Below are 14,113 nucleotides of genomic sequence, written 5' to 3'. Positions count from 1 at the left end.
TTCTCCCCATTTAAAACACGACGACTTTCGTTTGTGGCGTCTACAAGAACCTGAGCTATCCAGAACCGCCGTTAGCTAGGATGGGTTTGAGATAAGACATAATCCAACCACTGGGAAGTGAGCCGGTCCGGAAGACGATTCTGGAGCTGACGCGCCACCAGATTATCGATATCGATCCAACTTAAAGGCTGGTCCTGCTCGGCGCAAGAAAAGACAGCACGGGTGCGTTTTCCCGTCTCCGGGTCAATCTGCCACTGCAAACACTGGGCGCAAACGCCCTTTAGCATGCACTGCATGGGACTTCCCACCATGCCGATGGCTTTGAGATCGGAGCGAAAAACGTCTTTCAGGGGCCCTTTCAAAGCCCCTTGGAAACCGTGCAATAGCCCTGTAGACCCCATCACCAGAAATCGATTTACCGACCTCAAAGGAAGACGTCCACTGCCCTCAGGGCTCCCTAATTCCCCCGCCCCGTAGCGCTGTAGCAGGGCAACCATGTCCGTTTCCACTACGCTCAAGTCCTGGGGCCGACGGGGAGTAATTTTCGGCTCCCGAGCCGTGCTCCAAATGAGCTGATCGGCCGCCATTTCAAGCTCATCTTGGCGGTCTAATTCAGCGGCCGAGCCAAAAGCAGCCACATAGAGAACCCGATTGCCCGCCGCCCGGAGGGCAGGACCCAGATCAAGCATTGCCGCCGCCCCCCAGCGGCCTGCCACGACCAGCACCGTCTCTCCCTGGGGGATCTCAGTAGGCGCCCCGGTCGGCCCCATAAGCACCAGGGGATCTCCAGGCTGCAAACGGCCGACCAAACGGGGTCCAGCCCCCCACTGCAATACCATCAACCGAATTTGATCGTCCTGGACTCCCGTGCCGCTGACGGTGAGCAGCGGTATTTGCAAACGGGTCCCTTCCACTTCGGGGCTATTGGACTCAAAACTCTGCAAACGAAAAAATTGTCCGGGACGGAAATTACGGGCGGCAAGAGGAGCCCGCACCCACACTTCTACTATCCCAGGATTACTGCGGTTGACTTGACTTACTCGCGGGGTCAATAAGTCGGCCATTTGCGCTCGAAAGTCGTTATAGTCCTCTTTACTCGCCGGCGGGTGCAGCGCCAAAGCGGCCATGACCTGGGGATAGCTACGCTTACTTGAGGCAATCGCCTTGACCACACTGCCCTGGAATACCGGATGGGTATCCCCCACAAAAGTGACCATATGCCCTTCCCGGTGGTAAGAAGTAAAGGGACCAAACTCCGACGACTTGCAATCTTCAGCCACCTGAACCGGCTGCAAACCATCGGGATGCTCCACATGGGGTAAGAAGTGATCACCTTCTAACTCAATACTGCCAGGATATTCATGCTCATAGATAGTATTAGGCTTAGCACCGGCGGCAATAAACACGGCGCGGGCGGGCAAGGTGATCTCCTCCCGCGTGCCAAGCCAACGCCCCTCTTCCTGCCTCATGCGCCGACACACCAGCGCTTTCACATGGCCGTATTTATCCAGCTCCGCCCGAAGAGGTTCCAGGCCCTCCGCGTAATAAAGCCCCTCCTCCATGGCCTTGAGGACTTCTTCATGATTACGCTGATAGGCCGGAGAAGCATTGAGTCCCTTGCGGTAGGCCAGGGTAACGCCGCCCCAAGCGCGCAGCAGGGGAATAAAATCCGGTGCCTCTCCTGCCTGAGCGGCCCGTTGACGCTCGGCTCTTACCAAACGTCCATGGGCCAGAAATTCTTCTAGGATTTCCTCATCTTCTTCGCTCAAACCTGCCCGCACTTGCGCCTTGCCCTGGGCTGCCACCAGCTTCTCATAGCGGGTGAGCATTTTTTCCACTTGCTTAATGTAATAGGCTTGAACTTCCGTGGCCGTGTCAATGGCCGTGAGGCCACCGCCTATGACCACCGCAGGCAACCGCACTTGCAGGTTGGCGAGGCTGCTTTCCTTGCCCGCGCCGGTGAGCTGTAGGGCCATTAGAAAATCGCTCGCCTGCCGCATTCCCCGAGCCAAGCTATTGCCCATGGGAATGACCCGGGGCAACCCGGTGCCGGTGGCAATGCAAGCATGATCAAATCCCAGCTTCCAGGCATCCTCCAAGGTCATGGTCCCGCCTAAACGAACCCCACCAAAAGCCTGGAACAGGGGGCGCCGAAGCAAACTGAGATAAATGAGCTTCAAGAAGTTTTTATCCCAGCGTACGGTGATCCCATACTCAGCGACTCCCCCAAACCCCAGTAAAATACGTTCGTCTAGGGATTCCTTGAGGGCTGACCACTCCCGGACAGGCTGTTTCAACAACGCTTCCGGCAAAGGTTCCATCTTGAGCCCATCAATACCCACCACGGCGCACCCCTCCATGGTCAGGTGGTGGGCCATGGTGAAACCGGCCGGCCCCATCCCGGATACCAAGACCTTGTAGCCGTTATAGGGTTGAAGTAAAAATTGCCGCTGCCGTAGGGGGTTCCAGCGGGTGAGAAGATCATAAATCTCCACTCCCCAAGGCAAGTCTAAGACATCCGTCAGCACCCGGGTCTCGATCTGGGGAATGTTCACCGGTTCCTGTTTCTGATAAATGCAGGATTTCATGCAGTCATTGCAAATGCGATGCCCCGTGGCCGGCACCATGGGGTTGTCCACCATGGCAACGGCCAAAGCTGCTATCGTGCGGCCCTCCCGCTTGAGGGCGTGCATCTCGGAGATTTTCTCCTCCACCGGGCATCCGGTCAGAGTAACCCCCAAAGGATCGGCTTTAAACCCCAGTTCCGGCTGGTTCTTCTTCTCCGGAAAACCCTTGGAGCAGAAATCTCCATTATGGTCATGACAGTAAATGCAGTAATGCACTTCTCCCTGCACCGCCCGGGCCGACATGCGGGGATCGGTGAGCTTGAACCCATCGCGCCGCCGAAAGGTGGCTGGATTGGCCTGGAGCCGGTGGAGCGAATCCCCTTCCAGGTGTTCAAGGGGCACCAAGCGGGCATGGTCCACTTTTCGCGGCAGATGAAAACTGGTCCAACCGGCGACCGCCCGCTGCCCATCCGGATCGGTCAACGCCAAGGCGCACCATTGGATTAAGGCCTCAGTGACCTCCCCAGGGACCGCTTCAGCTTGATGCAGGCCCTGGGCCCATTGGGCAACCGCCTGTTCCCGGTCGGCCTCCGCTAACCCAGCTTGCTGGAGTTGTTCGCTCAACCACCGATCTAGGGTATAAAAAGATCGCGCAATGGGTTTCCGATAGCGCCGTCCTCGGCGCTGCACCCATTCTTTTTTAAAGACCATCACCGGATCATGGCTCAGGGTGGCATTGCCACTGGCGGCCAATTCTCCTTCAATCCCAAAGAAGCGCGCCAAAAAATCTTCTAGATGGGGGGCCAAAGCCAAGAGTAATTCACTTTCCGCCACCGGCGGCAAGGGTTCGGAAGCCTGTCGGTAGCTGATAACGTGCCGATAAAGCTCGGAATCCCGGTACTTTAATAAGTCTAAAAACCCCTTATCCAAAACTTCCAGCCCGGTGACCTGGAACAGCTCAGAGAAGGCGATATCCTCTAGCGTCAATGCATCGTCTGCTGCCATCCTTTCTCTCATCAAAAACCAATTGCTCAATAACTGCTTAAACTTATTAGTTTACCTTGCTAGGCCCTAAAATACCCACCATGATTATCAGTGCAGGGGAAATGAGAGGGCGGTCCGGCTAGAGTAATGGGTGCCGGGGATGGAATCGGAACCGTTCCAAAATCAGTGACTAATGATTTTTTGCTCGAAAAGGACACACCCGACCAACCCTGCGATGATATACTAGCAATCACCGAACCCTAAGGATGAGAACCGATGACCACTGCGTCGACGGATTCACCCCCAATCATCATGGCGCCCCATCGCAAATTAACCGTGGCTGAATACCATCGCATGGGCGAGGCGGGCATCTTGCGCGAGGATGATCGGGTGGAGCTCATCGAGGGAGAACTGATTGATATGGCGCCCATCGGCCACTTGCACGCCAGCCTGACGAGTACGCTGAATGAGTACTTGACCCCCCGGCTTATCGGCCGCGCTATCGCCTGGATACAGAATCCCATTCAACTCGCACCTTATTCCGAACCGCAACCCGACTTCGCATTACTACGCTACCAGCCGCACCGATACCGGCACATTTTACCGGCGGCCACCGACGTGCTGCTGGTGGTGGAAATCGCCGATACCACGGTGCATTATGACCGGGAGATCAAAGGACCCCTCTATGCACGGCACGGAATCCCAGAATACTGGCTCATTAACCTCCCAGGGCAATTCATCGAGGTCTATTTCGAGCCCGAACCGGAAAACGCCTGCTACCAAACTGTTCAAGCAGTCACCGAAGGCCAACTGGCGCCCCAATGCTTTCCCGAGGTCATCTTGAATGTCCGTGAATTTCTGAGCTGAAGCTTCGGTATGCCGTTAAAAAACCCTTTGCCTGCCGATGGCAAAGGGTATCGACAAACAGCCTAGCCTAATGGGCCATCCCATCGACAGCCACCTGACCCTTTTCCGAGTCGGCAAGGTAATAATGGGCGGTTGGCCGGAAAGCCTCATCTAGTTCAAACACCAAGGGGATACCGGTCGGGATATTAAGCTCCATGACTTCCTGATCGGACAACCCCTCAAGATGCTTGTATAAAGCCCGCAAAGAATTGCCATGGGCGACAATAATCAGCTCCTTGCCCGCGGCAATATCCGGTAAGATATCTTTCTCCCAACAGGGAATAACCCGCTGAAGCGTCTTCTCAAGGGATTCCGAGGCCGGGACTTTCTCGGAAGCTAAGTGGGCATAACGCCTATCAAAACGCGGATGGCGGGGATCGGAATCATCCAATGGAGGCGGTTCAATCGCATAGCCCCGGCGCCATTGATGCACCAGCTCCGCACCATATTGTTTGGCCATTTCAGCTTTGTTCAGTCCTTGTAAACTGCCATAATGGCGTTCATTCAACTCCCACCGTTTTTCTATGGGAAGCCACATCAAGTCCATGACTTCTTCTACAATCCACAGGGTACGAATGGCCCGCTTAAGCACTGAAGTGTAGGCCTTATCAAATTGGTACCCCTCATTTTTCAATATCTTGCCTGCAAGGCGGGCTTCTTCAATACCATTTGCAGAAAGATCAACATCGGTCCAGCCCGTAAATCGATTTTCCAAATTCCATACGCTTTCACCATGACGCAGTAAAACGATTCTACTCACCATAACCTGATCCTTTCTTGGTAACGTTTAGCTACCAAGTGCTAACATTTCGTTAGGCCGTATCCGACAAAGCCCTTGAGATAAATCCCAAGGGCGCCATTGTGGTCTCGCTTCATGGAGTTTCCGTCCGAACCCTTCACTATCCGAGCGCCACCCAGTTTATGGTTGACTTCGCCCGTCCAGTTCACGGTCTTGCTGGTGTAGGATTCGTTGACAGAAATTACAGTGGTCCCTAGTTTTTTTGCCATCCATTCCAAGCGCTGACGAAACTGGTAGTGGGACCACGTGAGCATGGCGCGAACCGATTTTTTCCTCAGCTTTCGCTTGGTCCGTGAAGCCATTTGCTGCGTTTCAAAGTCGGGGATAAACACGACTTCAAAGTTTTCACAAAGAAAACGGGCGCACTTCCAATGTACTTCACGGATTAAGTCTTTAATCTTCCACCGAAGCCTATTGGCTGCCTTGCGCATACGTTGACGCTTAGCCGCATTGACTCGGTTTTCCTTGCGCTTCGGGTCAAGACGGGACATTAAATCGTCCAAATAGGCACACAAGCGGGCAATCCGCCCAAAATCGCCTTCGCCTAAATCCCCAACTGCGCCATCGGTATAAAAACTGAGGAAAGTGCGCACCCCAGGATCGACCCCTACAGCATAATAGGGCTTGGTTCTCGCCCCCGGCGATAAGGTGATTTCATGGGGCACGCACATAAACCACCGTCCGTTTTCCCACGTGATCCGAGAATCCCGTGGGTGTTCAGGCAATGATTCGGAAAAGGACAGCACCCCCAATTTGGTAGGGTACACAGTCCCTTTCCGAATCATGTCATTGCGGATAAAGAGAGTTTGCGTGGGTTCCCGCTTTGAGCGGAAGCGTACTTTATGGGGGTTGCCAGTTTGCTTGGTCTTTACCTTGGCCGCCTTAACGGCCCGGCAAGCGTCCATGACCGCACCATCACGAATAGCTCGCGGAACCTCAAAGGTATACTCAGGTTGAGCCGGAATCAGCCATTGCTTAATCGCTTTCCAGTCCGCTATCGTCCCTGGAGTAGCTAAGTGTTCGACCGTCTTGTTGTAAATCCTTCTCGATACGCCGAACCAACGCCTGAACAAGTTCTTCTGCGCTGTAGTAGGATAGAACCGGATCTTCTTCGACCTGATTACTTTTATACTTTCGTCGCCCATACATTCGGCAAGAGAAAACGTGGAGGATATGCAAGAGGTCTTGGGTGAGCTCTTCTTCTGCGCTTCCCACACGTTGATCGAGAACCACGATTTCGCCGCCGGGTTTTTGGACGATAAAGTCCACGAGTTCCCAGCCAAACCGTGCAATACGGTCTCGTGAGGCAACCACAATTTTGAGACGCTCTCCGCATACTGCGCGTTCCAGTAAGGCGCGTAAGCCTTTTCGTTTATAGTTGAGACCACTGCCGACATCACGCACCACCTCGCTTGCGTATTCGCTTAGATATTCCACCTGGCACTCTAAGTCCGGCTTTTGCCCTTTTGAGCTGACCCGAGCGTAGGCGACGGCTGTTTGTTTAGTGAGTTGTCCAGTGAAACTGTCCAAATCAAAGAGCCGTTGCCCGCTCGGGGTTCGGATAACATTAATACTTCCCTGGTCTGCATACTTTCTCAGGGTGTTCTTGGATAAACCGAGCGCTTGCACGGCTTTTCTTAAAGGTACCAATTTCATGAGAGAATGGTACTATTTGGTAGTGTTTTGCCAACTAGTTAATCACTCCTTTCCACCGAAAACTCGTTGCAGCCAATATCGTATAGCCCAATGACTTCTAGAGGGTGGGAGTCAATATTCCTGAAAATAGGGGCATTCCGCTTCTCAAATACCTTTGTTTTCACCTTAGTCCTATTAGTAAACTACATTTTAAGAATAATAGGCGCTGACCATGCCAAAGGAAAAATCCATGTCCAAAATCACCCCTCGTGTTTTCCTGCCGGCCACCTTGTTATTATCGCTTCTGTCTATTTCAATAGTATGGCCGGAAACTGAACAAAAAGCTGAACACCATAGAATGGAACATGGTCTGCATTCCATGTCCGCTATGGAAAAAATTCCTCTCACAGAACCCGGTAATGCCATTTTTGCCGCCATTAAGGAAGCGATTGCTCAACTTGAAGCCGACCCCAAAACCAATTGGTCTCAAGTGGATTTGGAAGCTTTTCGACGCCATCTGGTGGACATGTATCATTTCATGACCAATGTTGAAGTGATTGCCCAAACCTCTACAGCAGAAGGAGTTCATATTAAAGTTCGCCCCCTAAGCGCCCCGGCCCAAGAAACCCTGGCCCGCGTACTGGCGCCTGGAGCGCACCCGGCAGTGTTGAAACAGGAAACGGGCTGGAATATGGCGGTGGCGCAAGAAAACGGCATCTATGGCCTTACCATCACCACCGACAATCCCCAGGAGGTCGACAAGATCAGGGGCTTAGGGTATGCCGGTCTCATGGCCTATGGAGAACACCACTTACCCCACCACTGGTTCATCACCCAGGGTAAGGCCCCCCATGAGTGATGCTGTTTATCCCAGCCATTAGCAGATGCGAGGCAATTGCTCTCCCACTAGCATATCCACAATGCGCTCCCCCCCTAGAGCGGTCGCCAGCACCACCCTTCCCTCAGGGACCGCCGTCACTTCGCCAATTATCGCCCCCTCCCGACCGGCGGGGTGGGAGCGCATGGCGGCTAAAACAGCTTCCGCTGCCTCAGCGGGCACTATCGCCACCAGCTTTCCTTCATTAGCCAAGTAGAGGGGATCCAGTCCCAGGATTTCACAGACGCCCCGGACCGTCTCTCGCACTGGCAGTGAGGCTTCTTCAAGACGCATCCCCACCTGGGCCGCTTGGACAAATTCGTTGAGCACCGTGGCCACTCCACCCCGGGTGGCATCCCGCAAACAGTGGATATCAGGACAGGCCGCCAGCATCGCTGCCACTAGCCCATGGAGGGGCTGACAATCGCTTTCCACCGGATTGTCCAAGGCTAGATCCCCACGGGCATCCACGATGGCGGCCCCATGATCCCCCATAAAGCCATTGACCAAAATAGCATCCCCAGGTTGGGCCCGGTGGCTGGCAATATGAACACCTTCCGGAATCACGCCTAGACCGGTGGTGTTAATAAACAGCTTATCCACCGCTCCCCGGGGCACCACCTTGATGTCGCCGGTAACGATACTCACCCCGGCAGCATCGGCGGCACGGCCCATGCTCTCCACCACCTCCTCCAGAAGGGTTATGGAAAGGCCTTCCTCCAGAATCATCCCACAGCTTAGGTATAGGGGCTGAGCGCCGCTCATGGCAAGATCATTGACAGTGCCGTTGACCGCCAGGGTACCGATGTCGCCGCCGGGAAAAAATAACGGATCAACCACAAAAGAATCAGTGGTAAAGGCAAGCCGATTTCCCCCTGGTGACAATTCCCCAAGCCCGATCCGGGCCTGATCTTCCAGGGGAGTCAGCCAAGGATTATGAAAATGACGGACAAAGAGAGTCTCGATGAGATCACGCATGGCCTTGCCGCCACCGCCATGGGCCAAGGTGATATGCCGACTCCCCTGGTGACTGTTCATCCCTTAAGTTCGATCCATCATATCTTGGGGGTGAGCCGGTGTTTGCTGCTGGAGGCGACCAAACCGGTAGTAAGCGGCGCAAGCCCCTTCAGAAGACACCATCAAGGCCCCTAAGGGGGTTTCAGGAGTACAAGCGGTGCCAAAAACCTTGCATTCCCTGGGCTTGAGAATCCCCTTGAGAACCTCCCCACATTGACAGGCTTTAGGATCGGCGATTTTAAGGTTAGGGAGAGAAAAACGCCGCTCTGCATCATAACGGGCATAGCGCTCCCGCAGCCGCACCCCGGAATAATCAATGGAGCCGAGCCCTCGCCATTCAAAATATTCCCGCACCTCAAAAACCTGACTAAGGGCTGTCAGCGCCGCCCGATTACCCTCCTGAGGGACTACCCGGCCATACTGATTTTCCACCTCTGCCCGTCCTCCGGCAATCTGCCGCAGGACCATGGCTACCGCTTGCAACACGTCAAGGGGCTCAAAGCCGGCAATCACCACCGGTTTATGGTAACGCTCCGCGATGAAACCATAGGGACGGGTGCCAATCACCATACTCACATGGCCCGGTCCCAGAAAGCCGTCCAGCTGCATATCCGGGGAGTCCAGAATGGCTTTAATGGTGGGAATAATGGTGATGTGATTACAAAAAACCGAGAAATTGTTGATCCCTTCGCGCTCGGCCTGAAGCACGGTGAAGGCGGTACTGGGAATAGTGGTCTCAAAGCCTAAGCCGAAAAACACCACTTCCCGCTCCGGGTGCTGGCGAGCCAGCTTTAAGGCATCCAGAGGCGAGTAGACCATCCGAATATCGGCTCCCTCGGCTTTGGCCTGGGCCAAGCTCTTGCGGGAACCCGGCACCCGCATGGGATCCCCGAAGGTAGTGAAAATCACTCCCCCTTGCTCGGCAAGGGCAACACAATCATCAACCCGCCCCATGGGCAATACACACACCGGACAACCGGGCCCATGGACCAGCTCGATAGCCTCGGGCAACAGGGTCTCAATCCCGTATTTAAACAGGGCATGGGTATGGCCGCCACAGACCTCCATCAGTTGCAATGGGCGGACTTGGCAGGTGGCAATTTGTTCTATTTGGCGGTTGATTTCCCCGAGCAAATAACGGGCCTTCGCCGGATCCCGAAATTCATCCACATATTTCATGGGACGGAGTTCCCTTGATAGGTGACGGACTTCCCCCGATCATCGGCAAGCAAGGTGTGCACCAAATCCCAGAGAATATGATAAATGACGACATGACATTCTTGAATCCGGTGGATGCTGTCAGTAGGCACAATCAAGCAGTGGTCAAGGAAAGGACTCTTTGCCATCGCCCCGCCACTCATGCCGGTTAATCCGATGGTGGCCAACCCCTGCTCCTTGGCCTTGGCAAAAGCAGCCATCAGGTTCTCCGAATTACCGCTGGTGGAAATACCAATGAGCCCATCCCCGGCCTTGGCGTGGGCCAATAGCTGCCGCACAAAAACATGCTTAAAACCAATATCATTGCCCAATGCCGTCATTAAAGCAGTATCTGCACCTAGGTGGGTGGCAGGAAGAGCAGGCCGGCCTGCGGTCACCGGATGCTGGAATTCCACGGCAATGTGGGCCGCATCACAACTAGAGCCTCCATTCCCCATGGTAAATAGGCGCCCTCCTCCCCGGTAGACGGTAGCCAGAGTATGGGCCACCGCCACCATTTGGTGAAGGTGAGCGTCAAAAAAGGCCTGCTTTACCGAGAGACTATCCGCGGCTTTTTGGCGCACCGATTCCAATAACGCACCATCTCCTTCCTCGGGTGCTTTCCGCCCCTCCTGGAGAAAGGGATAAAGGGAGTGGAGTGGATCCTCATCCATGCTGTTCGTCCTCGGGGGTTAGCCCCTCTTGATCTTCCATTTTAACTTGGAGTTCACCCAACTCCTCAAGCAATTTCAAAGTCTTATCCGCCTCCTCCGGGTCAATGCGGCTCATGGCAAAACCCACATGCACCAAGACCCACTCTCCCACCCAAGCCTCTAAGGGCGAGTCGCCTTCTATGACACAGGCCAAGCTAATTTCCCGCTTAACGCCGCCAACACTGACCACGGCAAGCAAGTTCTCAGCATCGGTAATGTTTACAATCTGAGCCGGGATACCCAAACACATCGCGCACCTCCTGCGCTAATCTGCGCTTAGCTCAGGGCCAGGAAAAATAGAGGGCGCCCAACTAGACAGCTAGGGGATCCTCCACTGCTGCCACGGGTTTCCCCGACTGTTGACCCAGCAGCGCCTGCTGTTGCCGCCCAATCCAAGCGTACCAGTCGGCTAAGCCCTCGCCAATCTGGGCGGAAAGCTGGATGACTTCCATCTGGGGATTAACCCGGCGGGCATATTCCAGGCAACGGGCCACATCAAATTCCAAATAAGGCAAGAGATCGACCTTATTGAGGATCATGAGACGGGCGGCATGAAACATATCGGGATATTTGAGAGGCTTGTCTTCCCCTTCGGTGACCGAAAGGACCACAACCTTGTGGGCTTCCCCCAAGTCAAAGGCGGCAGGACAAACCAAATTGCCCACATTCTCAATAAACAGCAAGCTGTCCTTGGGGGGGCGTAGACACTCCAGGGCATGCCCCACCATGTGGGCATCCAGGTGACAGCCCTTGCCGGTATTGATCTGCAACGCAGGGACACCGGTAGCGCGAATACGCTCCACATCGTTGCTGGTTTGCTGATCCCCCTCAATCACCGCCAGCGGCCCCTGGGCCCTGAGTTCTTCAATCGTGCGGACCAACAGGGTCGTTTTGCCAGCACCGGGGCTGGAAACCAAGTTTAATGCCAAAATCCCATGGGCCTGAAAATAGTGGCGATTTTCCTGGGCATAACGGTCATTCTTACTCAGGATATCTTGTTCGATTTGGACCATCCGCTTTTGAGACAAACCGGGGGCATGGACCCAAATCGGGCCTGAGGTGAAATCCCCTGAATTAGGGGGATGATGCCCATGATGAGGGTGGTGAGAGTGCGCCTCCCCCTCCATTGTCACTTCACCTTCACCGCAACCACATACCGTACACATCACTCTACCTCCAGTTCTTTGATCCGCAACTCCTCACCGCTTGTCACCTGAAGCGGGTAGCCGCCGCACCGGGGGCAAGGGGAAAACCGTTCATTGAGGACAACGGTTTCCCCACAGGACAAACACTTAGCACGGCCAGGGACGGAAATGATCTCTAATCGCGCCCCCTCGGCCAAGGTACCGCGAGTAACCGCATCAAAACTAAACCGCAAAGATTCTAACTCCACGCCCGCCAGAATCCCAACCTCCAACCATACCGCCTTGACCTGGGAATAAGACTGAATCCCGGCCTGCTCCTCCAATATTTGCACCACCCCTTCACAGAGAGAAAGCTCGTGCATTTTTAATTTTGGACAACAATTCTAAGAGGTTCCACTCTATCACTCGGGGCTTGACAATTCCAAAATTTTTGGCTCTTCTAACCTTCTTCACGAAAAAGTTTTCAACAGGCAGGCCTTGACTCCGGGAACGCCCCCTTTTATAGAGACGCTAACTCTTGGTCATTTAAGAAAATTTTTATAAATTACTGATTTTTAAACAACTTTTAGATTGGTTATTTTATCACCAATTTGAAACAAAGGCCTGACGGTTGGGGCTTAACGAGATACTACCCCCACCTTATCCACATACTTATCCACAAAAATTGTGGATAAGTATGATTCTTTATGTAGAGATAACGGACTATCATTAATCAAGAGGAAGCGCAGGAAATATGGCAAGATCAGCTATCCATCCCGGCGAGGTTCTGAGCGATGAGCTGGAGGCCCGTGCCCTGTCAGCGGCGGAACTCGCCCGGCAAATTCATGTTCCGGTCAATCACATTACCCAAATCATAATAAGAATGGAAGGAAAAGAAGATTTACCCTTCCAAGAACTTGCGAATCTCGTCACTTCGCTTTTGGGCATCGTGGCAACCCAGTTCCATGAGGCGATGGAGATAGTCCGGCTGGAACATGAGCAAGCTCAAGACATCATTGCTGCGGGTTTCTCGGGTGCCCAACCCTCGAGTCATAAAGCGGAAGGAACGCGGCAGCGCCGGTTCATATTCGTTGGCCAGCTTGCCTAAATCCTGGGATGGCCGCAACAGCAACAGTTTAACGGGACGCAAGCCGTAGCGCTGCCTTTCAGGCAGTCTGGCTATCAGCCGGTTGATCCGCCCCAAACGCAAGGCATCGTTATCAAACACATCCAGGAAGATGGAATCGAAAAGAGCACCGGCAATTTGTATCGGCGGAGGATAATGATCAATATTAGGAAAATTATCTTCCTCGTAGCTGGGGGCGTAGTGGGTCGAGATAGCCAATATCCGGCTTGCCCCCAGGTGAATAGCAGGTGATAAAGGGGCGGTCATACGGATACCCCCATCTCCGTACCAGCAGCCGTCAATTTCCACCGCTGGAAAAAAAATGGGCAAAGAAACCGAGGCCAGAACATGCTTAAGCTTAAGGGCGCAGTGGATACCCTTTCGATGGGCCCGCTCCCAGCGTCGTAATTCCCTCCCTTGCACCCAACTCACAGACTGGCCAGTGGAATAATTGGAAGCGGTGATGGCAATGGCCTTAAGCTCCCCTCCCCCTAGATTGCGCTGAATGCCGGCTAGATAGCCGCCACTGGGCTCAAAAACCTGTTCTAAGAGGGCCTCTAAGGGCGTAGTATCCAATAGGCTGCGGGCTTCAATGGCACGGGAGGCCCCCCCTAACAGCAGGCGAAACCCCCAGCGGATGACATTACAAAAAATGGAGAGCAAATCAACCCGAAACACCTGTTCGGCATTAAGCCCCGCCCATACCCGGGTCAAACCCTCAACTCTTTCCCCAAAATTGCCAGGTTGATTGGCCAGATAGGCGGCATTGATAGCACCGGCAGAGACTCCGGTCAAAATCGGTATCTTTAGTTCGGGATAAAGCCGAGCAAGGCAATTGAGAAAACCGATCTGATAAGCAGCGCGGGCCCCCCCACCGCTCATCACTAAGGCAAGATCATCCTCTTTGGGGCTCATATAGACATAATATTTTCAACAGTTGACAAATTGACCGAGGTCATTTCTCATTAATGCCGCCATCCAGTGCTTACCAACTCTGAAATAATTTTTATAAGTTTTTGATTTTTATAAACATTAAATGAATTGCTCATTTTGTCATCAACTTGTCATGATGCCCGCTAGCATGGGACCTGCAGCCCTTAAATTCCATCTTATCCACATAGTTATCCACAGAAATTGTGGATAACCTTCCCTAACCCAGATATTGCCG

Annotated in this window: 12 protein-coding genes and 1 pseudogene; 2 read left to right on the top strand and 11 right to left on the bottom strand. The window is 53.7% G+C overall.

What is annotated here, in order from left to right; all coding sequences use genetic code 11:
- Window positions 1-71: 71 nt before the first annotated feature.
- Window positions 72-3,572 carry a pyridine nucleotide-disulfide oxidoreductase gene (locus NHAL_RS06670; protein WP_013032408.1) on the bottom strand — a complete coding sequence of 1,167 codons (3,501 nt, stop codon included), beginning with the start codon at window positions 3,570-3,572 and terminating at the stop codon, window positions 72-74.
- A 255-nt stretch (window positions 3,573-3,827) separates the two neighbouring features.
- Between NHAL_RS06670 and NHAL_RS06665 the strand changes: the two genes are divergently transcribed.
- The gene (locus NHAL_RS06665) at window positions 3,828-4,418 is read left to right on the top strand and encodes a Uma2 family endonuclease (RefSeq protein WP_013032407.1); all 591 of its coding nucleotides are present in this window, start codon (window positions 3,828-3,830) and stop codon (window positions 4,416-4,418) included.
- Window positions 4,419-4,485: 67 nt separating this feature from the next.
- Here the strand turns inward: NHAL_RS06665 and gpmA are convergent, their stop codons facing one another.
- The 3 genes and pseudogenes from gpmA to NHAL_RS21810 all read right to left on the bottom strand — a co-directional run bounded on the left by gpmA (window position 4,486) and on the right by NHAL_RS21810 (window position 6,912).
- Window positions 4,486-5,208, bottom strand: a complete 723-nt coding sequence (gene gpmA / locus NHAL_RS06660; protein ID WP_041355482.1) for a 2,3-diphosphoglycerate-dependent phosphoglycerate mutase — start codon at window positions 5,206-5,208, stop codon at window positions 4,486-4,488.
- Between the two features lie 50 nt (window positions 5,209-5,258).
- Window positions 5,259-6,332 (bottom strand): annotated as a pseudogene (locus tag NHAL_RS06655) (RNA-guided endonuclease InsQ/TnpB family protein); the annotation flags it as partial.
- On the bottom strand, window positions 6,232-6,912 hold the full coding sequence (locus tag NHAL_RS21810) for an IS607 family transposase (RefSeq protein ID WP_013032404.1): 681 nt from the start codon (window positions 6,910-6,912) through the stop codon (window positions 6,232-6,234). The pseudogene NHAL_RS06655 and the gene NHAL_RS21810, both read right to left, overlap by 101 nt.
- 229 nt (window positions 6,913-7,141) lie before the next feature.
- On the opposite strand from NHAL_RS21810, the gene NHAL_RS06645 reads away from it, so the two are divergent.
- Complete coding sequence (locus tag NHAL_RS06645) at window positions 7,142-7,750, top strand: hypothetical protein (protein WP_013032403.1); 609 nt, start codon at window positions 7,142-7,144, stop codon at window positions 7,748-7,750.
- 18 nt (window positions 7,751-7,768) lie between these two features.
- On the opposite strand, the gene hypE is transcribed toward NHAL_RS06645, so the two are convergent.
- The 7 genes from hypE to NHAL_RS06610 all read right to left on the bottom strand — a co-directional run bounded on the left by hypE (window position 7,769) and on the right by NHAL_RS06610 (window position 13,860).
- Entirely contained in the window at window positions 7,769-8,806 is a 1,038-nt protein-coding gene (hypE, locus tag NHAL_RS06640; protein WP_013032402.1) for a hydrogenase expression/formation protein HypE, read from the bottom strand.
- Window positions 8,807-8,809: 3 nt separating this feature from the next.
- Entirely contained in the window at window positions 8,810-9,964 is a 1,155-nt protein-coding gene (gene hypD / locus NHAL_RS06635; RefSeq protein WP_013032401.1) for a hydrogenase formation protein HypD, read from the bottom strand.
- Window positions 9,961-10,656, bottom strand: a complete 696-nt coding sequence (locus tag NHAL_RS06630; protein WP_013032400.1) for a D-sedoheptulose-7-phosphate isomerase — start codon at window positions 10,654-10,656, stop codon at window positions 9,961-9,963. The genes hypD and NHAL_RS06630 overlap by 4 nt, the downstream gene beginning before the upstream one ends.
- Window positions 10,649-10,945, bottom strand: a complete 297-nt coding sequence (locus tag NHAL_RS06625) for a HypC/HybG/HupF family hydrogenase formation chaperone (protein ID WP_013032399.1) — start codon at window positions 10,943-10,945, stop codon at window positions 10,649-10,651. The genes NHAL_RS06630 and NHAL_RS06625 overlap by 8 nt, the downstream gene beginning before the upstream one ends.
- A 61-nt stretch (window positions 10,946-11,006) precedes the next feature.
- The gene (gene hypB / locus NHAL_RS06620) at window positions 11,007-11,861 is read right to left on the bottom strand and encodes a hydrogenase nickel incorporation protein HypB (RefSeq protein WP_013032398.1); all 855 of its coding nucleotides are present in this window, start codon (window positions 11,859-11,861) and stop codon (window positions 11,007-11,009) included.
- Window positions 11,861-12,202 (bottom strand): hydrogenase maturation nickel metallochaperone HypA, encoded by a 342-nt coding sequence (hypA, locus tag NHAL_RS06615; RefSeq protein WP_013032397.1) that lies wholly within the window; start codon window positions 12,200-12,202, stop codon window positions 11,861-11,863. Before hypA ends, hypB begins: the two co-directional genes overlap by 1 nt.
- A gap of 518 nt (window positions 12,203-12,720) precedes the next feature.
- Window positions 12,721-13,860 (bottom strand): patatin-like phospholipase family protein, encoded by a 1,140-nt coding sequence (locus tag NHAL_RS06610; RefSeq protein WP_013032396.1) that lies wholly within the window; start codon window positions 13,858-13,860, stop codon window positions 12,721-12,723.
- Between the last annotated feature and the right edge of the window lie 253 nt (window positions 13,861-14,113).

This window comes from Nitrosococcus halophilus Nc 4 (genome assembly GCF_000024725.1).
In the GTDB taxonomy this organism is placed as follows: Bacteria; Pseudomonadota; Gammaproteobacteria; order Nitrosococcales; family Nitrosococcaceae; genus Nitrosococcus; species Nitrosococcus halophilus.
This window is presented reverse-complemented; position numbering and strand designations above follow the sequence as displayed.